This window comes from Microbacterium phosphatis, from assembly GCF_049177115.1.
GTDB lineage: Bacteria > Actinomycetota > Actinomycetes > Actinomycetales > Microbacteriaceae > Microbacterium > Microbacterium phosphatis.
The window spans coordinates 25,052-44,507 of the sequence record NZ_CP185370.1; the positions used below are offsets into that span (position 1 = coordinate 25,052).

Here is a 19,456-nt window from a genome sequence, read left to right on the forward strand (position 1 = left end):
CATCCCCCCGGATCCGACGTCTGCGCCGTGTATCCCTGGCAGGCCGAGGCCTACCCGGCGGCCGATTCCTCGGCGGGAGGCGTCGCTCCGGGAGTGGGCTCTGATTCGGGATCGGTGGTGGGCGGGGGCTCCGGGGTGTCGACGGGCGGGGTCACCAGTGCGACGGTGCCGGCCTGCGACGGCTCGGAGGCACGCGGGGCGGCGTCGCCGAGGGTGCAGAGCACCTGGTAGGTCGCCGAAGCCTCGCCGCCGGTGTTGGAGACCCTCACCCGGGTCGACGACGCGGCATCGAAGTCGCCGGTCGCGGCGCCGCTCTGCTCGAACACCGCGTTCTGGAGAGTGACCGTGTACCCCGCGACGTCGGGGGCCGCGGCTGGGCAGATGGCGTCGGTCCACGACACGCTCACCACGCTGCTGGGAGCGGTCTCGCTGATCGGCTGGCCACCCGCCGTGAAGGTCGGCGCGTCGACCGGCGGCGCGATGGCCGCGATGGGGCCGTAGCTGCTCGCGGTGATCGGGGTGCCGGCGTCGACGAACCCGCGGGGCGAGACCTCGTAGATCCGGCCCTCCTGCGAGATGTCGGGGGCCTGCATCGATCCCGGCGCGCAGCTCCAGCTGAAGTCGCCCTCGGCGAGCAGGACCGCCTGAGCCTCGTCGCACGTCTTGCCGACGAGCTCGAGGCTGTCGATGTTCACCTTGTCGGTGGTGGGGACGGGCGCGGGTGTGGTCGGCTGCGGCTTCGGGGTCTCCTGCGTCTGCACGGGGGTGGTCGGGCTCCCCTCGGGCGATCCGAACAGTCCGTCGCCGAACAGGGCGAAGACCGTGCCGCCGAGCACCACGAGCAGCAGCACGATGAGCGCGATCAGCGGCCAGGTCCAGGGGCTGCGCTTCTTCTTCTTGGGCGCGGCCTCGGCCGGGACCGCGTCGCCGTCGCCGATCGGCACCGGGGTGGTGCGCGGCATCATCCGGGTCGCGCTGTCGTCGCCCGAGCTCAGCAGCTGCGTGAAGGCGTCGTCTCCGCCCGCGGCACCCGCCACGAAGCCGGCGCCGGCGATGGCCGGCACGGCGGCGGCCGCAGCGGCCACGTCTCCCCGGCGCAGCGCATTCGCGGCGCGCGCGACGACGGCGGAGGATGCCGGGCGGTCCTCGGGCTTCTTCGCGATCATCGCGAGGACGAGGTTGCGCACGGGCTCGGGCACGTCGTCGGGCAGCGGCGGCGGCTGCTCGTTGATCTGCGCCATGGCGATCGCGACCTGCGACTCGCCCGTGAAGGGGCGGCGGCCGGCGAGCGACTCGTACGCCACGATGCCGAGCGAGTAGGTGTCGGTGGCGGGGGATGCGGGGTGACCCGACGCCTGCTCCGGCGACAGGTACTGCACGGTTCCCATGACCTGGCCGGTCGCGGTCAGGGGCACCTGATCGGCGATGCGGGCGATGCCGAAGTCGGTGATCTTGACGCGGCCGTCCGGTGTGATCAGCAGGTTGCCGGGCTTGATGTCGCGGTGCACGAGGCCCGCGGCGTGCGCGGCCTGCAGGGCCGAGGCGGTCTGGGCGACGATGTCCAGGGTGCGCTCGGGCTGCAGGCGGTTCTCGCGCTCGAGCACGGTGGAGAGCGCCTCGCCGGGCACCAGCTCCATCACGAGGAACGCGGAGCCGTTCTCCTCGCCGTAGTCGAAGACGCTCGCGATGCCCTCGTGGTTGACGAGCGCGGCGTGGCGGGCCTCGGCGCGGAAGCGCTCGAGGAAGCCCGGATCGCCCATGTACTCGTCTTTGAGGATCTTGATGGCGACGGTGCGCCCGATGACGTGGTCCGTGGCCTCCCAGACCTCGCCCATGCCGCCGATCGCGATTCGCGAGTTCAGCTCGTATCGTCCACCGAAGGACACGCCCTGTGTCGGCCTCATCTGCTCAGCACCGCCTCCATGACCTTCTTCGCGATCGGGGCCGCGATCGTGTTACCGCTGCCCGATGTGCCCTGCCCGCCGCCGTCTTCGACGAGGACCGCCACCGCGATCTCGGGGTCGTCGGCCGGCGCGAATCCCGTGAACCACAGTGTGTACGGGTTGTCCCCGCCCATCTCCGCGGTGCCCGTCTTGCCTGCCACGTCGACCCCGTCCATTCTTGCACCCGTCGCCGCGCCGTCCTGGACACTCGCGACCATCGCCGCGGTGACCGCATCGGCCGTCTTCTTGCTCATCGCGTCGCCGAACGCCGACGGCGTGAACGTCTGCTGGGTGGACAGGTCGGCGCCCACGACCTCGTCGACGGCGTAGGGGTTCATGACCTCGCCGTCGTTGGCGATGCCGGCGGCGACCATGGCGATCTGCAACGGCGTCGCCGTGACCTTGCCCTGGCCGAAGCCGCTGAGGCCCGTCTGCGCGTCGTCGGTGATGCTCGTGGGGTACTCGGAGGTCGCGGCGCGCAGCGGCGTGGCGAACTCGTGGTTGAACCCGAGCTTCTCGGCCATCTCGCGGATCTTCGTGTCGCCGAGCTCGATCGCCACCTGCGCCATGGGCACGTTGCAGCTCAGCTCGATGGCGAGCGCGAGCGTTGTGGTGGCACCCGGGCCGCAGGTCGTGCCGCTGGCGTTGTGCACCACCGAGTTCGACTGAGGCAGCGTGTAGGTCGCCGGGTTGGGGATCGGCGTGGAGGCGGTGTACTCGCCGGACTCGATCGCCGCTGCGGCGACGACGACCTTGAACGTCGAGCCCGGCGGGTTCACGTCGCCCGCGATCGCGCGGTTCAGCAGCGGGCGGCCCGGGTCGTCCTCGAGCGCGGCGTACGCGCTGTTGGTGGCCTCGGGGTCGTGGGCGGCCAGCGTGTTCGCGTCGTACCCGGGGGTCGAGACCATGGCCAGGATCCGGCCGGTGTCGGGCTCGATCGCGACGACCGCGCCCGTCAGGCCAGCGCCGGTGAGGGCGTCGTATGCGGCCTTCTGCGCCACGGGGTCGAGGGTGAGGAGGACGCTGGACCCGCGCGGCGGCTGGCCGGTGACGATCTGGTCGATCCGCGAGAAGAAGGCCGACGACGCGGTGCCGGAGAGCTCCTGTCCCATGACCTGCTCGAGGCCCGTGGCCGAGGACAGCGACGGATTCAGGAACCCGGTGACGTGCGACCACATCGGGGAGTCGGCGTACTGGCGCTGCCAGACGTAGAGATCGGTGCTCTGCACCGAGGTGGCGATCTCGGATCCGCCCGCGATGATCGCGCCGCGCTGCGTCTCGTACGCGTCGAGCGTGGTGCGGCGGTTGTTCGGGTCGTCGGCGAGGTTGCCTGCCTGCAGCACCTGGATCGTGCTCGTCGAGCCGAACAGGGCGAGGAACATCACCAGCACGATGATGCTCAGACGGCGCAGTTCCTTGGTCATCAGCCGATCACCGCCCGGGGCTGCTGGCGCACGGCGTCGCTGATGCGCAGGATGATCGCGACGATCAGCCAGTTCGCGAGCAGGGAGGATCCACCCGCCGCGAGGAACGGCGTCGTCAGGCCCGTCAGGGGGATGAGACGCGTCACGCCGCCCACCATGATGAAGACCTGCAGTGCCAGCGTGAACGACAGCGCCGTCGCGAGGAGCTTGCCGAAGTCATCCTGTCCCGCCACGCCGATCCGGAGCCCGCGCGCCACGAACACGAGGTACAGGCACAGGATCGCGAAGACGCCGACCAGACCCAGCTCCTCGCCGAGGCTCGGGATGATGTAGTCGCTCTGCGACACCGGCGTCAGGTAGGGGCGGCCGAGCCCGAGGCCCGTGCCGAGCAGCCCGCCGTGCGCGAGGCCGAAGATGCCGTTCACCAGCTGATAGCTGCCGCCGGGGGTGTCGTAGAGCGTCTGGTCGAAGGCGCCGAGCCAGGCGTCGAAGCGCCCGCGCACGTACGACAGGACGAACGACGCCGCGATCGCCCCGCCGACGGCCAGGATCACACCGATCAGCACCCAGCCGGTCTTGCCCGTGGCGACGTAGAGCGTCGCGACGAACATGCCGAAGATCAGGAGACCGGTGCCGAGGTCGCGCTGGGCCACGATGATCACCATCGAGATCAGCCAGATCACCAGCAGCGGGCCGAACTCGCGGGCCCGCGGGAACGTGAAGCCGAGCACGCGCTTGCCGGTCGATGTCAGGCTCTCGCGCGTGCGCACCAGATAGCCGGCGAAGAAGATCGCCAGGCAGATCTTGGCGATCTCGCCGGGCTGGAAGAAGAAGCCGAAGACGTTGATCCACACCGTCGCGTTTCCGCCGCCGTTGAGGAAGGGGACGAACGGCAGGATCAGCAGCACGAGGCCGGTGAGACCGAAGATGTAGGTGTACCGGAACAGCAGGCGGTAGTTGCCGAGAAGCCACACGAGGCCGCCGCAGAGCACCACGCCGATGCCGGCGTAGATCAGCTGACGACCCGCCGCCCCGGCGTCGGTGCCGGATGCTCCGGAGATGCCCAGGCGGTAGATCATCGCGAAGCCGAGGCCGGTGAGGAGCGTCGCGATCGGCACGACGAAGGGGTCGGCCTGCGGGGCGCGCAGGCGCAGCACCACGTGCAGGGCGAGCACGAGAACCGCGAGCACGCTCTGCGAGACGAGAACGCCGGCGTCGATCGCGCCGAGCGCGCCGAGCTGCGCGAGCGCGGTGGCGCCGAGGGTCACGGCGATCGCGAACAGCAGCAGGCCCAGCTCGCGATTGCGCAGCGGCTGGGGCTGACGCACCTTGCGGAGCGCCTTCTGCACGGTGGTGTCGGTGGTGATCCCGGTCATCCGTCGCTCCCGGGGGTGGGGGTCGGCGTGGCCGCGGGCGGCGTCACGGTGGGGGTGGGCGTCGGCGTCGGGCTCGGCTCGGGGTCCGGCTCGACGGGGACGACCGAGCTGCGCAGGCGGTCGACGATCGCGTCGGCGTCGGCGAGCGAGCGGGCGCTGATCGTCAGCTCGACGCGGTTGCGCTGGTACGGCGACAGGTCGGCGAGCAGGATCTCGGTGTCCTCATGCGGCGACGACAGCGAGATCGGCCCGACAGACTGCTGGATCCCGCGGTAGATGACGACGCTGTCCTCGTCGGCCCCGACGAAGTAGCGCGTCTGGGTCCAGCTGACGAAGAGCGCGAAGCCCGCCACGACCAGGGCCACCAGCAGCACGATCAGTGCGATGCCGCCGATGCGGCGGCGGCGGGCGCGCCGGCGATCCTCTTCGATGAGCTCCTCGAGGTACTCGGGCTCGGGCTCGAAGTGGGTGGGCTCGTTGGCCGCCTGGCGGTTCGGGTGCAGCCAGCTGGTGGGCAGCAGCGTGCGGCCGGTGGCGGCGGGCACCTTGACGCCCTGCGGGTTCGAGGCCGATCCGACGATGGTCGCGGTGCCGCTGACCAGCGGGTGCTGACCGCCCACGTCGACCAGGACGATCGTGACGTTGTCGGGCGCGCCGCCGTCGAGGGCGTACTTCAGCAGCATGTCGGCGGTGCGCCCCGGCGGCAGGCCGAGCTTCAGGGCCCTCTGCACGTGCGTCTCGTCGACCACGCCGCTGAGGCCGTCCGAGCACAGCAGCCAGCGGTCGCCGGGCCGGGTCGGCATGATGAACGTGTCGACCTCGGGATCAGGATCCATGTCGCCGAGCACACGCATCAGCACCGACCGGCGCGGGTGGAAGCGCGCCTCCTCGGGCGTGATGCGGCCCGAGTCGACCAGGCGCTGCACGAACGTGTGGTCGGTGGTGATCTGGGTCAGCGCGTCGTCGCGCCAGAGGTAGATGCGCGAGTCGCCGATGTGGGCGATCACCGCGTAGTCGTCAACCATCGCGATCGCGCTGACCGTGGTGCCGAGGCCGGCGAGCTCCGGGCGGCGCGCGGCGATCTGGATCAGGTCGCCCGCGGTGCCGGCGATGGTCTCGCGCAGCGTGATCTCGGCCTCCTCGGGGGAGGCGTAGATGTGGTCGAGCTCCTGCAGCGTGTTGACGGCGACGCTCGAGGCGACATCGCCGCCCGCGTGGCCGCCCATCCCGTCGGCGACGACGAACAGGTTGGAGCCGGAGTAGCCCGAATCCTGATTGTTCGATCGCACCTTTCCCGTATGGGAGAGGGCGGCACTCGATCCGACGAACATCCGGCGGGCGCTTACTTCCGCAGCTCGAAGGTCGTGGCGCCGACCTTGATCGGCGTGGACGTCTGCACCGCCACCGGCGACGACGGCGAGACGCGCTCGCCGCCGTGGAAGGTGCCGTTGGTCGACTCGAGGTCCTGCAGCATCCACTGCTCGCCCCACAGCACCAGGCGCGCGTGCTGGCTGGACGTGTAGTCGTCGCGGATCACCAGGCCGGTCTCGCTGGAGCGGCCGATGGTGAGCGTGTCGGTCCCGAGGGGCAGCTCGAGCCCCGCCTTGGGGCCGGAGGTGATGACGATGCGCGAGGCGGTCTTCGTGGTCGCCGGGCCCGGGGGAGCGGCGTTCGGCGCGGCGCGCGGGGCGGCTGCGGGGGCGGCGGCCGGGGCCGCCTTCGCCGGGGCGGCCGTGCTCGGCAGCCGGCGCACGCGCACGCCGAACACGTCGGAGCGCAGGGCGAACACCACGGCGAACACGAACAGCCACAGCAGCAGCAGGAAGCCGACCTGGAGGATCAGCAGGGTCAGCGAGCTCACGTCGGTCACGTCCAGTCCCCGTTCTGCGGCAGGATCCGGGTGGAGGTCGTGCGATCGGGAGCCGTGGGGCGGCGCGTCTGCGGCGCCGCGAGCGGCACGACGTGGAAGACGATGTCGGTGCGGCCGATCGTGATGGTCTGGCCGTCGTTGAGGCCGGACTGCTTCACGGGGCGGCCGTCGAGCTTCGATCCGTTGGTCGAGCCGAGGTCGCGCACCATCGCGCGCTCGCCGTCCCAGAGGATCTCGACGTGGGCGCGGCTCGTGCCGGCATCGTCGACGGTGATGTCGGCGTCGCTGCCGCGGCCGAGCACGGTGCGGGCCTTGATCAGCGGGTAGCGGCGACCGTTCACGTCGATCACCGCGCGCCACTCGACCTGGCCCTCGGCCGTGCTCGAGTCGATCTGCACCGTGCCGGTGGTGACCTCGTCGTTCGGCCGGATCGTGATGCGCAGCGGGCCGGCGAGGCTGTACCCCTGCGAGGACGCGTGGGTGCGGAGCATCGTGTCGAGTTCGGTGATCAGCGCGCCTCCCAGGGCGCGCATGCGCTCCTCGTCGGCGGGGCTCAGGAGCACGGCGAGCTCGTTGGGTGCCAGGATGCGGTCGCGCGAGACGACCGCCGCCTTCGTGTCGAGTTCGCGCTTCAGGGCGGAGGCGATCTCCACGGGCTGAATGCCGCTGCGGAAGGTCTTCGCGAACGCCCGGTTCACGGCGCGCTCGAGACCTTGCTCAAAGCTGTCCAGTAGTCCCACGGGGCTCCTCTATCCGGCCGACCGGTAGCGCCATCGTAGCCAGACACGCTGGGCGGCGCCCTTCGGGGGTGCCCGGTTTCGCGCCTGGCGGCGTCGCGTGATAATCTCAGGAAGTTGAGTTCGGAGCGATCCGGTCTCATGCGCGAGTGGCGGAATAGGTAGACGCGCTGGCTTCAGGTGCCAGTGCCCGCAAGGGCGTGGGGGTTCAAGTCCCCCCTCGCGCACAGCAGGACGAAGGCCCCGGAGAGATCCGGGGCCTTCGTCGTTCCTCGGCGCGGCGTCACTGAGTGGGTCTCAGGCAGCCGGGCGGGGCACCCGATTTCTGCCCGGGTTTTTGTCCACCGAATGGGGGACAAAACCCTCGGTATTCCGATACCCTGAAAGGGACGTCCCCCTGATGGCCGTCCGACCCTCACTGGATCCCCCCTCCGGTGAGGGTCGATTTATTTTGCCGTTCTCTACCCCTTTGCAGGCGAACCGGTTACGGTGAGGGAGGACGGCGTGATATTCGCGCCGGCTTCACACAGATAGAACGGCAGTAAATGGCTACGCAGGGCACCGTCAAGTGGTTCAACTCGGAGAAGGGCTTCGGCTTCATCTCTCCCGACGAGGGCGGCTCTGACGTCTTCGCTCACTACACCGCGATCCAGTCTTCGGGCTACCGCGCTCTGGAGGAGAACCAGCGCGTCGAGTTCGAGATCGCTCAGGGCCCCAAGGGCCTGCAGGCGGAGAACATCCGTCCGCTCTGATCAAGCGATCACACACGTCGACCGCCTCGTGCGGTCTGACTGAAGGGTCCGGTGCTTCGGCGCCGGGCCCTTTCCCTATGCCCGGGGGCTACTGCCCGAGGCGCGCGTAGTCGGCGAGGGCCTTGGCGTCCTCCGCGTGTCGGATCGCGCGCCGCGCGGCATCGAGAGCGGCGACCGGATCCTGCATCTGCCGGGCCGCGGCCAGCTCCTCGCGCGCGGCGTCGAGCCGCACGCGGCTGTCGAGGCCGCGGGTGTGCGGGGGAACCGCCGCCTCCGCGCGGCTGACCGCGCTGCGCGCTGCGGCGAGGGTGCCGGGCAGCGCGGTCCGCGCGCCCCGCAGGCGCTGCTGCGCCGTGCGAGCGTCCGCCAGGGCTGCGTCGAGCCGCTCGCGCACGCGGGCGATCTGCTCGTTCGCTGTCACCGGGCGGCGGGCGGCGGTCGGGGCGATGCGCGCGAGCTCGTCGGAGGCGACGCGGATCTCGTCGCCGAGCCGATCGGCGTCGTCGGGGTCGAGGGCGTCGCGGACGCCGGCGGCCGAGCGCACCGCGTCGCGCGCGGCCTCGAGCTCGCCGCTCACCGCGAGACCCGCCTGCACGACCTGACGGTGCGCCTCCTCCATGAGCTGGGCCGAGGCATCGGCGCGGCGGAGCGCCCGCTCGCCCAGCGCGAGATCCTCGAGGGCCGATCGGGACGGATCCGCCGCCTTCGACCGCGCGGCCTTCAGGTGTCCGCGCGCCTCGGCGAGGGCCTCGGTCACCGACTGGACGGCGCGCTCGGCGTCGACCCACTCGTCCGCCTCGGCACGCTGCGCCAGATCGCGCAGCAGCGCGGTGGGGTCGCCGACCCGGGCGGCGAGCTCGTCGAGGTGCCGCTCGGCGGCCGCGATCTGGTCGGCGGCGCTGACGTGGGTGGAGATCCAGGCGCGGTGCTCGCTGCGCGCGGCCTCGATGGTGCGGGTGGCGGTCTCGACGCGCCGCTGCACGTCCTGCGCCCCGCGGGCTGCGGCGGTGGGCAGGGTGCCGGGATCCGTCAGCTCGCGGTACGCCGCGAAGGCCGCATCGCGCGTGTGCTGGGCCGTCATGCGCGCGCGGCGCAGCGAGGCGGGGGCGCCTCCGCCGTACAGCGCACCCGACAGCCCGACCTCCAGCTCGAGGTCCTCGATGGCATCGTCCAGCCGCACCAGGGCCGCTCCCGCCGCCTCGGTCGCCTCCGCCGCGCGCCGGCGCGCCGCGGGGCCGCGACGCACCGCACGGACGGCGAACACGGCGACGATCGCGAGGACCGCGGCCGTCCCGAAGACGACGAGCGCGGGGAGGATCCACCCCCACAGGCCGTCGTCGGGCTGATCCATCGCCGTCCTCAGTTCTCCGAGAGCAGCAGGTCGCGCAGCTGGGCGGGGTCGTCGACGACCGCCTGAGCGCCCTGCTCCTCGCCCGGGTTGCCGAAGCCCCACCGGTTGTAGATCACCGGCACACCGAGCTCGGCGCCGCCGTCGACGTCGTGGTGGCGGTCGCCGATGAGCACCGGGCGCGACGTGTCGACGCCGGCGGCCTTCAGCCGCTCGAGGGCGCGGGCGAGGACGATCGACTTCGTGTCGAGGACGTCGGGCTCCGGGTCGGCCCCGACGATCGCGACGAAGGCGTGATCGAGCGCGTAGTGGGTGAGGATCGCCTCGACCTGGTTCTGCGGCTTCGTGCTGGCGGTGGCCTGGGGGATGCCCGCGGCGTGCACCGCCAGGATCAGCTCGGGCACACCCTCGTACAGGGCGACCGACGAGGCGTATCCGTCGCGCGAGGCCAGCTCGCGATAGGCGAGGACGGCCTCGGTGGCCTCCTCCTCGCTCAGCAGCGCGCGCACCTGGAACGACTCGAGCAGCGGCGGCCCGATCCAGTGGCGCAGCTCTTCGGGCGAGGGAGGTGTGCGGCGGAGGGTGCTGAGCACCTCCGTGATGCGCGGCAGGATGCCGGCCGACGCGTCCGCCACCGTCCCGTCCACGTCCCAGAGGATGCAGGACCAGGGAGACGAAGTCATGGCCCCAGTCTATTTAGAACAGGCGCGGGGCCCCGGAGTCGATGCCCTTCATCTCGTCGTAGTCGAGCACGAGGCAGCGGATGCCGCGGTCCTCGGCGAGCACGCGGGCCTGCGGCTTGATCTCCTGGGCGGCGAACACGCCCCGGATGCCCGAGAGCAGCGGGTCGCGGCCGAGCAGGTCGAGATAGCGGGTGAGCTGCTCGACGCCGTCGATGTCGCCGCGGCGCTTGATCTCGACGGCCAGCGGCATCCCGGACGCCTCGCGCACGAGCAGGTCCACGGGGCCGATCGCGGTGGGGTACTCGCGGCGGACGAGCTTCGCGCCCTCCGAGATCAGGTCGACCTGCTCCGACAGCAGGCGCTGCAGATCCGACTCGACGCCGTCCTTGATGAGACCGGGATCGACGCCGAGCTCGTGCTTCGAGTCGTGCAGGATCTCGTAGATGTGCACGGTGAGCGCGTCGCCGGTCTTGGCGTGCGTGACCTTCCACAGCTCGGCGACGCCTGCCTCGGACAGCTCGGGACTGGGCGCGACGAGGTCCAGGCGGCAGGGTGGGCTCATCCAGTTCAGCGGCTTGTACGAGCCGCCGTCCGAGTGGATGAGCAGGCTGCCGTCGGCCTTGTGCATCAGCACCCGGGTCGCGAGCGGCAGATGCGCGTTGAGGCGGCCGGTGTAATCCACGCTGCAGCGGGCGATGACGAGACGCACCGGATGAGCCTAGCCCGGGATCGTGCCGGAGACCCGCTCAGCGCGGCCGGCGGTGGTCGGGGCTGCGCAGCCAGCCCTCGAACGTGATCGATCCTTCGAGGGCATCCCCACCGCCGCGCAGCGACCCGGAGGCGAGGCCCTTGCCGTAGGCCCCGGGGAAGGGCACCTCCCACACCGCCCGCCGGATGCCGTCGAACCGCAGCTGTCGCCGGGCGAGATCGGCGAGGATCTCGTCGGCGGGGCCCACGAGATCGGCGGCGCGGCCGACGGGGCCCGCGGAGGCGACCCGCACGAGATGCGCACCCACCTCGCGGGCGGCCACGGGCCGCATCAGCGTCTTCGGCATCAGCGCCACGGGGCCCTTCTGGCCCGCGAGCAGCTGCCCCGCGAACTCGTGGAACTGCGCCGCCCGCGCGATGGTGAACGGCACCGGGCCGGCCTGCACCGTGCGCTCCTGGGCGAGCTTGCCCGCGTAGTACGACGCGTCGATGTCGTCGATCCCAACGATCGACAGCGCCACGTGGTGCCCGACACCCGCGGCCTTCTCGGCCGCCAGCAGGTTCGCGCTCGCGGTGGTGAAGAACGCGCTCGCGGCCTTGGCCGACAGGCTCATCGCGTTCGTGGTGTCGATGACGGCATCCGCTCCCGCCAGGGCGGCCTCGAGCCCCCGGCCGGTGACGACGTCCGCACCCGTGGCGCGGCTGAGCACCACCGCGTCGTGACCGGCGGCCCGCGCGGCCTCCACGACGAAGCGCCCCACCGTGCCGGTGCCGCCTGCGACTGCGATCCTCATGTCTTCTCCTTCGGCAGATCCCGATCGTCCTCGTGAGGATGACCGGCCGGATGCGCGGATTGTGACGGCGTCGCGGCTCAGCGCTTCAGCGGCCGCGCGGCGCCGGAGGCGATGCCGGAGGCGATCGTCAGGGCGACGATCACGAAGAGCGTGTTGAGGAGGCCGATCTGGTCGCTGATCACGCCGAGGATGGGCGGGCCGGCGAGGAAGGCGACGTAGCCGATGGTGGCGGCCGCCGACACGCGGGCGGCCGCCTTCGCGGGGTCGTCCGCCGCGGCCGACATGCCCAGGGGGAAGCCCAGCGAGGCGCCGATGCCCCACAGCGCGGCGCCGACGAGCACCAGCGGCAGGGTCGGGGCGAGGATGAACAGCACCAGCCCGGCCGCCGCCGTCAGCGCCAGCGTGCGGAGCACCACGACACGGCCGAAGCGGTCGACCAGCGGGCCGCCGAACACGCGCACGGCGGTCATCGCGATCGAGAAGACGGTCAGCCCGAGCGCGCCCAGCGCCTCGTCGCCGCCGTGCCCCTCGACCACGCCGAGCGCGAGCCAGTCATTGGCCGAGCCCTCGGCGAACGCCATGCCGAGCATGATCACGCCGATCGCGTAGGTGCGCGGCTCGCGCCAGGCCGACAGCGCCACGGCGGCGCGGGCGCGCCATCCGACGCCATGCTCGGCCGGATCGGGGTCGACCGCGTCGCGCGTGGGCACGTTCGAGACGGCGGCGACGGCGATCACCACGATGAGCACGGCGATCACCGCGGTGTGGGCGACGACGTTCACCCCGAGACCGGCCGCCGTCGCGCCCACGCCGGCGCCGATCACGGTGCCGAACGAGAAGAACGCGTGGAAGAGGGGGAGGATCGTCTTGCCGCCGAGCTGCTCGATCGCCGTGGCCTCGACATTCATGATCACGTCGATGCAGCCGTTGCCGAAGCCGAACAGGATGAGCCCGAGCATCACGATCGGGTATGACGCGAAGACGTCGGTCCCGAGGCCGACGACGGTGACGCCGGCGGCGAACACGAGCATCATCGTGAGCATGCCGCGACGCGCGCCGAAGCGCGCCAGAACGGGGGTCGAGAGGCTGAGGCCCGTGATCGAGGCGACGCCGGCGGCCATGAGCAGCGCGCCGATCTGCGTGTTGTCGACGTCGAGCGCCGCCTTGATCGCGGGAACCCGCGACGCCCAGGTCGCGATGCTGAGCCCGCTGGTGAGGAAGATCGCGAAGATCGCCGCCTTCCACCGCACCACGGCCGCGGTCGACAGCTCCGTGTCGATCATTCGGCCGGATCCGCGTCGTCGGCGGGCGTGAGCAGGTCGGCGACCGAGCCGAGGATCTCGTTCGGGCGGAACGGGTAGCGCGCGATCTCGCGCTCGTCGCTGATGCCCGTCATCACGAGCACGGTGTGCAGGCCCGCCTCGATGCCGGCGACGACGTCGGTGTCCATGCGGTCGCCGATCATGCCGGTGTTCTCGGAGTGCGCGCCGATGCGGTTGAGCGCGGAGCGGAACATCATCGGGTTCGGCTTGCCGACCACATACGGCTGGCGGCCGGTGGCCTTGGTGATGAGCGCGGCGATCGCTCCCGTCGCGGGCAGCGGGCCCTCGGCGCTGGGGCCGGTCGCGTCGGGGTTGGTCACGATGAAGCGGGAGCCCTTGCCGATGAACCGGATGGCCTTGGTGATCGCCTCGAACGAGTAGTTGCGCGTCTCGCCCACGACCACGTAGTCGGGGTCGGTCTCGGTCATGATGAACCCGGCCTCGTGCATGGCCGTGAGGATGCCGGCCTCGCCGATGACGAACGCGGATCCGCCGGGCGCCTGCGACTTGAGGAAGTCGGCGGTCGCGAGCGCGCTCGTCCAGATCCGCTCCTCGGGCACCTCGATGCCGGAGGCCCGCAGGCGCGCGCTCAGGTCACGCGGGGTGAAGATCGAGTTGTTCGTGAGCACGAGGAACGGCGTGCCCTCGTCTCGCCACTTGGCCAGCAGCTCGCGGGCGCCGGGGATGGGCACGTTCTCGTGCACCAGGACCCCGTCCATGTCCGTCAGCCAGCACTCGATCTCATCGCGTCGCGCCATGGCATAAGCGTATGGGCGGGAGCGGTTCCGCAGTTCCGTCCGCGGTGAGTCGCTCTCGCCAGAGGGATACGGTGGGCATGTGACCAGACGTGGCGGTGCAGCCGGGGTTCCGGAGCAGCTTCCCGACCTCTCGGATCGCATCTACCTGGTCACCGGCGCCAATGCCGGGCTCGGCTACTTCGCCAGCGAGCGGCTCGCGGCCGCCGGGGCGCACGTGATCCTGAGCGGTCGCAGCCCCAATCGCCTGGCCGCCGCGCACGACGCCATCGAGGCGCGGGTGCCCGGCGCCTCGGTCGAGACGCTGCTGCTCGACGTCAGCAACCCGGGCTCGATCCGGGCCGCCGCGGCCTCGCTGCGCGGCGGGCTGTTCTCGCGCTCGCGTCTGGACGGCGTCCTGCTGAATGCCGGCATGGTCCACACCCCGCGCACCCGCGAGCTGACGCGCGACGGGCGAGAGCTCGTGTTCTCGACCAACGCCCTCGGCCATTTCGTGCTGGCGGCCGAGCTGCTCACGACCCTGGCCAAGTCGGCCTCTCGCCGTCAGCACAGCCGGCTGGTGTGGCTCGGCAGCATGTCGACGCACCTGGGCGTGGCCGAGCCGTTCGACTTCCAGCTCGAGCGCAAGTACGAGGCGTGGCACGCCTACGTGCAGTCGAAGCTCGCGGTGCACGCGCTCGGCATCGAGGCCGAGGCGCGGCTGCGCGCGGCCGACGTGCCGGTCGACAGCGTCGTCGCCCACCCGGGCTACTCGATCGGCGGCCGCACGGAGCGGGTCACCGGGGTCAACGAGCCCAGCGGCCTGAAGCGCTTCCGCGACGGCCTGCAGCCCTTCGCCCAGGGCAAGCGCGCCGGTGCCGAGTCGCTGGTTCACGCGCTGGTCGATCCGGATGTGCACGGCGGCGAGTACTGGGGCCCGAGGCTCTGGACCAAGGGGCGCCCGGTGCGGCAGCGCCCGTCGAAGTGGGCGGCGGATCCGGACGTGCGCGCGCGCGTGTGGGGCGAGTGCGAGCGCCTCACGGGCATCGAGTGGCCCTTCGCGCGCGCGGCTCGCGCCGCCCGCTAGAGCGCCTGCAGCCCCTCGGGCGACAGCGCGTGGTGGATGGCGAGCATCCCGGCGCCGATGAGGCCGGCCTTGTCGGCCGTGCGGGCCGTCGCGATCTGGAGGTTGCGCGTGGCCAGCGGCATGGCGCGCTGATAGACGACCTCGCGCACGCCCGCGAGCAGGTGCTCGCCGGCGGCGGCCATCTGGCCGCCGATCGTGATGACCGAGGGGTTCAGGAAGCTGATGCTGGCCGCGAGCACCTCGCCGAGGTCGCGCCCGGCCTGGCGCACGGCCTGGATGGCGCGGAGGTCGCCGTCGGCGACCAGGGCGACGACGTCGCGGGCGCTGCGCGCCTCCACCCCGTGCGCGCTGAGCTCGGCCGCGACCGCGGGGCCTGAGGCGAGGGCCTCGAGGCACCCCTCGTTGCCGCAGCGGCAGAGGACCCCCGTGCCTCGGCTCACGCGGACGTGGCCGATGTCGCCGGCGATGCCCTGCGCGCCGCGCTGCAGGCGCCCGCCCGAGATGATGCCCGCGCCGATGCCCGTGGCGACCTTGACGAAGAGGAAGTGCCCGGCGGGCGACTCCAGGCGGCTGTGCTCGCCCAGCGCCATGATGTTCACGTCGTTGTCGACGAGCACCGGCGCGTCGATGTGGTCGCGGAACCACCCGGGGACATCGAAGGCGTCCCACCCGGGCATCAGGGGCGGCTTCGAGGGCCGGCCGGTCTCGAAATGCACGGGGCCGGGCAGGCCCACGCCGATCGCGATGATGGCGGCGCGGTCGCGTCCGAGCTCCTCGAGCAGCGGATCGACCAGCTGCAGGGCACGGCCGAGCACCGGATCGGGCCCTGCGGCCACGCTGATGGGGGCGCGCTGGCGCAGCAGCACGTCGCCCACGAGGTTCGTGAGCGCCACCTGCACGTGGCTCGCGCCGACGTCGATGGCGAGCGCCAGGCGCGCCAGCGGCAGCAGGGCCACGCGCTTGGGCGGCCGTCCGCCGGTGGACAGGCCCGGATCGACGGGGCCGATCAGCCCGAGGGAGGTCAGGGCGTCGAGGCGCAGGCCCACCGTCGAGCGGGCGAGGCCGGTGACCGCGGCGAGCTCCGACACCGTGCGAGGCGAGCCGTCGCGCAGCAGCTGGAACAGCTCGCTCGCGTCGGCCCCACCGAGTGCGGATCCCCCATTGGACATGGCGTTCAGTTAAGCAGAGCGCCGACGTGCGGAGAAACTTCGTCGACGAATGGCGAACTTTCGTTGACAGTCGTCAGAAGCCTCGATACGTTGGCCCGGTCAGCGGCGACGAGCGATATGTCATATCGGATATGCGCGATCGCCGGAGAGAGACCTCGATGAGGAGTTGTCTTGGCCACCAGCCTCGTATCTGCCGATGAACTGTCGGTCCAGCTGTACACGGTGCGCGACGCGATCGCGCAGGATCTGCCCGCCGCCCTCGGCCGTCTGGCGGAGATCGGCTTCCGCCGCGTCGAGCCGTGGGGTCTCACCGACCGCGCGGACGCGCTCGCCGAGCACCTGCCCGCCTTCGGCCTGACGGCCCCCACGGCGCACGTGCACCTGGTCGGTGCCGACGCGGAGGCGGTCTTCGCCGCCGCGAAGAAGGTCGGGGTGACGACGATCATCGATCCTCACGTCCCCGAGGAGAACTGGACCGACCGCGAGGGCATCGAGCGCACCGCCGCCCAGCTGGGGGAGATCGCCGCCCGCGCCGCCGACCACGGCCTGCGGGTGGGGTACCACAACCACGCCTTCGAGCTCGAGCGCCGCGTCGACGGCGTCTCGGCGCTGGAGGTCTTCGCGAACGCCGCCCCGGAGGCGGTTGTGCTCGAGGTCGACACCTACTGGGCCGAGGTCGGCGGCGAGCCCGCCCCCGAGCTGCTGCGCCGCCTCGGCGACCGCGTCGTGGCGATCCACGTCAAGGACGGCCCCCGCACCAAGGTCGACAGCGACCAGGTGGGAGTGGGCGATGGAATCCTTCCCATCGCCGAGATCCTCGCCGCGTCGCCCCAGGCGCTGCGCGTGGTCGAGCTCGACGCCCACTCGGGCGACGTGTTCGAGGCCGTCGCCCGCAGCTTCGCCTTCCTGACGGGGGCCGAGGCATGACCGGCAGCGGCAAGGTCGGCGTCGGCGTTGTGGGCGCCGGCACCATCAGCGACCAGTACCTCGAGAACCTCACCGCCTTCCCCGACCTCGACGTCCGCTTCGTGGCCGACATCGACACCGCTCGCGCCGCGGCGCAGGCCGAGAAGTGGGGCGTCGCCGGATCCGGCACCTATGACGACCTGCTCGCGGACGACGCGATCGAGATCGTGGTGAACCTCACGATCCCCGCCGTGCACGTCGAGGTCGCGCTCCGGGCCGTCGAGGCCGGGAAGCACGTGTGGGGCGAGAAGCCCTACGCGCTCGACGTCGCCAGCGGCCGCGTGCTGCTCGAGGCCGCCCAGGCGAAGGGCGTCCGCGTCGCGGTCGCCCCCGACACGATCCTCGGCGCGGGGCTGCAGACCGCGTTCCGCGCGGTGCGCGGCGGCGAGATCGGCGCGCCCCTCACGGGCCTCGCCCTGTTCCAGTCGCCCGGCCCCGAGTCGTGGCACCCGAGCCCCGAGTTCCTGTTCGCCAAGGGCGCGGGCCCGCTGTTCGACATCGGCCCGTACTACCTGACCACGCTCGTGCAGATCTTCGGATCGGTCACGCGGGTCTATGCCCACGGGTCGAAGTCGCGCGAGAGCCGCGTGATCGGCAGCGGCCCGAAGGCCGGCACCGAGTTCCCCGTCGAGGTGCCGACGCACGTGAGCGCGCTGCTCGAGTTCGCCTCGGGCGGCAGCGCGCAGGTCGTCTTCAGCTTCGACTCGAAGCTGCGCCGCACCGGCTTCGTCGAGGTCGCGGGCACCGAGGGCACCGTGGTGTTCCCCGACCCGAACAACTTCGACGGCGACACCGTGATCCATGGCGAGGACGGCGAGCGCGTCGTCACCGCCGAGGGATCCACCTACTCGCGCGGCACCGGCGTGGCCGAGCTCGCGCAGGCGATCCGCGAGGACCGCGCCGAGCGCGTGCCCGGCGAGCTCGCCTTCCACGTCCTCGAGGTCATGGTCGCGATCGCCGACTCCGCCGAGGCGCATGAGCCGGTCGAGGTCACCTCGGCCGTCACCCCGGCCGCGTCGCTGGACCCCGCGTGGGATCCCTCCGTCGCGACCGTCTGAAGTTCCATCCATCACCACATCAAGTCCCCATCTCAACGAAGAGCATCAGGAGTGAAGCGATGAAGAAGAACACCCGCTGGGCGGCCCTCGCCGCCACGGCCGCGGTCGCCGCGGCCGCCCTCACCGGCTGCGCCGGGGGCGCCGCCCCCACCGAGGGCGGCGCCGACCCGGCCGACCTCAAGGGCCAGAAGATCACCTACTGGGCCTCGAACCAGGGCTCGTCCATCGAGATGGACGAGGAGGTGCTCGGCGAGTCGATCGAGCGCTTCACCGAGGAGACCGGCGTCGAGGTCGAGCTCGAGGTCATCCCGTGGCCCGACCTCTACAACCGCATCCTCGCGGCCGTCTCGAGCGGCGAGGGCCCCGACGTCCTCAACATCGGCAACACCTGGGCCGTGACCCTGCAGGCCACGGGCGCGTTCGAGAAGTTCGAGGGCGCGGCGCTGGACGCCGTCGGCGGCGAGGACCGCTTCGTCGAGGCCGCGTGGGCTACCGGCGGTGCCGAGGGCCAGCCGGTCACGTCGGTTCCCCTCTACGGCCTGGCGTACTCGATGTACTACAACACCAAGCTGTTCGAGGAGGCCGGCATCACCGAGCCGCCCGCCACGTGGGACGAGTTCGTCGAGACCGCGAAGAAGCTGACCAAGGACACCGACGGCGACGGCAAGAACGACCAGTGGGGCTTCGCCCTGGCCGGTCAGCGCACGTCGAACAACGTGCACCAGGCCTTCATCCGCGGCCTCCAGAACGGCGGAGCGCTCTACGACAAGGACGGCAACCCCGACTTCGCCAACGACGGCGTCGTCGCCGGTGTGAAGCAGTGGCTCGACCTGATGGGCACGGACGGCGTCGTCGACCCGTCCAACGCCGAGTTCACCGAGGGCAGCGTGCTCCCCGGCGAGCTCATCGACGGGCGCACGGCGATGATCTTCGACCAGGCCTCGGGCAAGACCTTCGCCAACGAGGGCTTCGAGGACTTCGGCGTGGCTCCGATCCCGATGAACGAGGCGGACGCGACGGGGCTCGAGGGCACCCAGAGCCACGTCGCGGGCATCAACGTCTCGGTGTTCGCGAACTCGGACGCCAAGGACGCGGCGCTCGCCTTCGTCGGCCACCTCACCAGCGACGAGGAGCAGAAGACGCTGAACGCGGCCTACACCTCGCTGCCCGTGGTCACCGACGCGATGGACGACCCGGCGTTCGAGACGCCGGAGGCCACCGCCAAGAAGGAGACCTACGCGGAGCACTCGCAGCCGATGCCGCTGTACCCCTCCGAGGGACAGATGGAGACGCTCGTGGGCGAGGCCATCAACGGCCTGTTCGCCAAGATCGCGCAGGGCGAGACCGTCGACGAGGCGGCCATCAAGAAGGCGCTCGAGGACGCTCAGGCCCAGATGCCGGCCATGTGATCGGACGGGGCCCCTCCGAAAGCGGAGGGGTCCCACCCCTTCCACCCGACCAGCCATCTTCCTGACGAAGGAGTCC

General features: G+C 71.6%; 18 protein-coding genes and 1 tRNA gene. 6 read left to right on the top strand and 13 right to left on the bottom strand.

The window, feature by feature from the left end; translation table 11 throughout:
• Positions 1-50 precede the first annotated feature (50 nt).
• From ACOKGD_RS00140 to ACOKGD_RS00165, 6 genes are read right to left on the bottom strand one after another with little or no spacing between them, the layout of a single operon-like run.
• Complete coding sequence (locus tag ACOKGD_RS00140; RefSeq protein ID WP_342335986.1) at positions 51-1,904, bottom strand: serine/threonine-protein kinase; 1,854 nt, start codon at positions 1,902-1,904, stop codon at positions 51-53.
• Positions 1,901-3,367, bottom strand: coding sequence for a peptidoglycan D,D-transpeptidase FtsI family protein (locus ACOKGD_RS00145; RefSeq protein WP_342335987.1), 1,467 nt, complete (start codon positions 3,365-3,367; stop codon positions 1,901-1,903). The genes ACOKGD_RS00140 and ACOKGD_RS00145 overlap by 4 nt, the downstream gene beginning before the upstream one ends.
• Complete coding sequence (locus tag ACOKGD_RS00150; RefSeq protein WP_342335988.1) at positions 3,367-4,743, bottom strand: FtsW/RodA/SpoVE family cell cycle protein; 1,377 nt, start codon at positions 4,741-4,743, stop codon at positions 3,367-3,369. Before ACOKGD_RS00150 ends, ACOKGD_RS00145 begins: the two co-directional genes overlap by 1 nt.
• Positions 4,740-6,074, bottom strand: coding sequence for a PP2C family protein-serine/threonine phosphatase (locus tag ACOKGD_RS00155; protein ID WP_342335989.1), 1,335 nt, complete (start codon positions 6,072-6,074; stop codon positions 4,740-4,742). Before ACOKGD_RS00155 ends, ACOKGD_RS00150 begins: the two co-directional genes overlap by 4 nt.
• Positions 6,075-6,085: 11 nt before the next feature.
• Positions 6,086-6,604, bottom strand: coding sequence for an FHA domain-containing protein FhaB/FipA (locus tag ACOKGD_RS00160; RefSeq protein WP_342336453.1), 519 nt, complete (start codon positions 6,602-6,604; stop codon positions 6,086-6,088).
• A 5-nt stretch (positions 6,605-6,609) separates the two neighbouring features.
• Positions 6,610-7,353 (bottom strand): DUF3662 and FHA domain-containing protein, encoded by a 744-nt coding sequence (locus ACOKGD_RS00165; RefSeq protein ID WP_342335990.1) that lies wholly within the window; start codon positions 7,351-7,353, stop codon positions 6,610-6,612.
• 140 nt (positions 7,354-7,493) lie between these two features.
• Here ACOKGD_RS00165 and ACOKGD_RS00170 point away from each other — a divergent pair.
• Together ACOKGD_RS00170 and ACOKGD_RS00175 are read left to right on the top strand one after the other, a co-directional pair.
• Positions 7,494-7,577 (top strand) — tRNA-Leu (locus ACOKGD_RS00170).
• Positions 7,578-7,895: 318 nt separating this feature from the next.
• The gene (locus ACOKGD_RS00175; protein WP_208499361.1) at positions 7,896-8,102 is read left to right on the top strand and encodes a cold-shock protein; all 207 of its coding nucleotides are present in this window, start codon (positions 7,896-7,898) and stop codon (positions 8,100-8,102) included.
• Between the two features lie 88 nt (positions 8,103-8,190).
• On the opposite strand, the gene ACOKGD_RS00180 is transcribed toward ACOKGD_RS00175, so the two are convergent.
• From ACOKGD_RS00180 to ACOKGD_RS00205, 6 genes are all read right to left on the bottom strand, one after another.
• Positions 8,191-9,453 carry a hypothetical protein gene (locus tag ACOKGD_RS00180; protein WP_342335992.1) on the bottom strand — a complete coding sequence of 421 codons (1,263 nt, stop codon included), beginning with the start codon at positions 9,451-9,453 and terminating at the stop codon, positions 8,191-8,193.
• 8 nt (positions 9,454-9,461) lie between these two features.
• On the bottom strand, positions 9,462-10,133 hold the full coding sequence (locus tag ACOKGD_RS00185) for an HAD hydrolase-like protein (RefSeq protein WP_342335994.1): 672 nt from the start codon (positions 10,131-10,133) through the stop codon (positions 9,462-9,464).
• A 13-nt stretch (positions 10,134-10,146) separates the two neighbouring features.
• On the bottom strand, positions 10,147-10,842 hold the full coding sequence (gene nucS, locus ACOKGD_RS00190) for an endonuclease NucS (RefSeq protein ID WP_342335995.1): 696 nt from the start codon (positions 10,840-10,842) through the stop codon (positions 10,147-10,149).
• Between the two features lie 37 nt (positions 10,843-10,879).
• A complete protein-coding gene (locus ACOKGD_RS00195) occupies positions 10,880-11,635 on the bottom strand; it encodes an SDR family oxidoreductase (protein WP_342335996.1) in 756 nt (251 codons plus the stop codon).
• Between the two features lie 77 nt (positions 11,636-11,712).
• Entirely contained in the window at positions 11,713-12,918 is a 1,206-nt protein-coding gene (locus ACOKGD_RS00200) for an MFS transporter (RefSeq protein WP_421355069.1), read from the bottom strand.
• Positions 12,915-13,715 (bottom strand): HAD-IIA family hydrolase, encoded by an 801-nt coding sequence (locus tag ACOKGD_RS00205; RefSeq protein ID WP_342335998.1) that lies wholly within the window; start codon positions 13,713-13,715, stop codon positions 12,915-12,917. Before ACOKGD_RS00205 ends, ACOKGD_RS00200 begins: the two co-directional genes overlap by 4 nt.
• Before the next feature lie 79 nt (positions 13,716-13,794).
• Between ACOKGD_RS00205 and ACOKGD_RS00210 the strand changes: the two genes are divergently transcribed.
• A complete protein-coding gene (locus ACOKGD_RS00210; RefSeq protein WP_342336000.1) occupies positions 13,795-14,778 on the top strand; it encodes an SDR family NAD(P)-dependent oxidoreductase in 984 nt (327 codons plus the stop codon).
• Here the strand turns inward: ACOKGD_RS00210 and ACOKGD_RS00215 are convergent.
• On the bottom strand, positions 14,775-15,947 hold the full coding sequence (locus ACOKGD_RS00215; RefSeq protein ID WP_342336001.1) for an ROK family transcriptional regulator: 1,173 nt from the start codon (positions 15,945-15,947) through the stop codon (positions 14,775-14,777). The two genes, ACOKGD_RS00210 and ACOKGD_RS00215, sit on opposite strands and share 4 nt — an antisense overlap.
• Before the next feature lie 171 nt (positions 15,948-16,118).
• Between ACOKGD_RS00215 and ACOKGD_RS00220 the strand changes: the two genes are divergently transcribed.
• From ACOKGD_RS00220 to ACOKGD_RS00230, 3 genes are read left to right on the top strand one after another with little or no spacing between them, the layout of a single operon-like run.
• The gene (locus ACOKGD_RS00220) at positions 16,119-16,874 is read left to right on the top strand and encodes a sugar phosphate isomerase/epimerase family protein (RefSeq protein ID WP_342336002.1); all 756 of its coding nucleotides are present in this window, start codon (positions 16,119-16,121) and stop codon (positions 16,872-16,874) included.
• Positions 16,871-17,971 (top strand): Gfo/Idh/MocA family protein, encoded by a 1,101-nt coding sequence (locus tag ACOKGD_RS00225; protein ID WP_342336003.1) that lies wholly within the window; start codon positions 16,871-16,873, stop codon positions 17,969-17,971. The genes ACOKGD_RS00220 and ACOKGD_RS00225 overlap by 4 nt, the downstream gene beginning before the upstream one ends.
• A gap of 59 nt (positions 17,972-18,030) precedes the next feature.
• The gene (locus ACOKGD_RS00230; RefSeq protein WP_342336004.1) at positions 18,031-19,380 is read left to right on the top strand and encodes an extracellular solute-binding protein; all 1,350 of its coding nucleotides are present in this window, start codon (positions 18,031-18,033) and stop codon (positions 19,378-19,380) included.
• The last annotated feature ends 76 nt before the right edge of the window (positions 19,381-19,456 follow it).

What these genes read in the sequence shown, in the direction of transcription:
- ACOKGD_RS00225 (WP_342336003.1), top strand. Translation starts at nt 16,871, where the DNA reads ATGACCGGCAGCGGCAAGGTCGGCGTCGGCGTTGTGGGCGCCGGCACC.
- ACOKGD_RS00145 (WP_342335987.1), bottom strand. Translation starts at nt 3,367, where the DNA reads ATGACCAAGGAACTGCGCCGTCTGAGCATCATCGTGCTGGTGATGTTC.
- ACOKGD_RS00200 (WP_421355069.1), bottom strand. Translation starts at nt 12,918, where the DNA reads ATGATCGACACGGAGCTGTCGACCGCGGCCGTGGTGCGGTGGAAGGCG.
- ACOKGD_RS00140 (WP_342335986.1), bottom strand. Translation starts at nt 1,904, where the DNA reads ATGAGGCCGACACAGGGCGTGTCCTTCGGTGGACGATACGAGCTGAAC.
- ACOKGD_RS00185 (WP_342335994.1), bottom strand. Translation starts at nt 10,133, where the DNA reads ATGACTTCGTCTCCCTGGTCCTGCATCCTCTGGGACGTGGACGGGACG.
- ACOKGD_RS00215 (WP_342336001.1), bottom strand. Translation starts at nt 15,947, where the DNA reads ATGTCCAATGGGGGATCCGCACTCGGTGGGGCCGACGCGAGCGAGCTG.
- ACOKGD_RS00150 (WP_342335988.1), bottom strand. Translation starts at nt 4,743, where the DNA reads ATGACCGGGATCACCACCGACACCACCGTGCAGAAGGCGCTCCGCAAG.
- ACOKGD_RS00205 (WP_342335998.1), bottom strand. Translation starts at nt 13,715, where the DNA reads ATGGCGCGACGCGATGAGATCGAGTGCTGGCTGACGGACATGGACGGG.
- ACOKGD_RS00230 (WP_342336004.1), top strand. Translation starts at nt 18,031, where the DNA reads ATGAAGAAGAACACCCGCTGGGCGGCCCTCGCCGCCACGGCCGCGGTC.
- ACOKGD_RS00155 (WP_342335989.1), bottom strand. Translation starts at nt 6,074, where the DNA reads ATGTTCGTCGGATCGAGTGCCGCCCTCTCCCATACGGGAAAGGTGCGA.
- ACOKGD_RS00180 (WP_342335992.1), bottom strand. Translation starts at nt 9,453, where the DNA reads ATGGATCAGCCCGACGACGGCCTGTGGGGGTGGATCCTCCCCGCGCTC.
- ACOKGD_RS00195 (WP_342335996.1), bottom strand. Translation starts at nt 11,635, where the DNA reads ATGAGGATCGCAGTCGCAGGCGGCACCGGCACGGTGGGGCGCTTCGTC.
- ACOKGD_RS00175 (WP_208499361.1), top strand. Translation starts at nt 7,896, where the DNA reads ATGGCTACGCAGGGCACCGTCAAGTGGTTCAACTCGGAGAAGGGCTTC.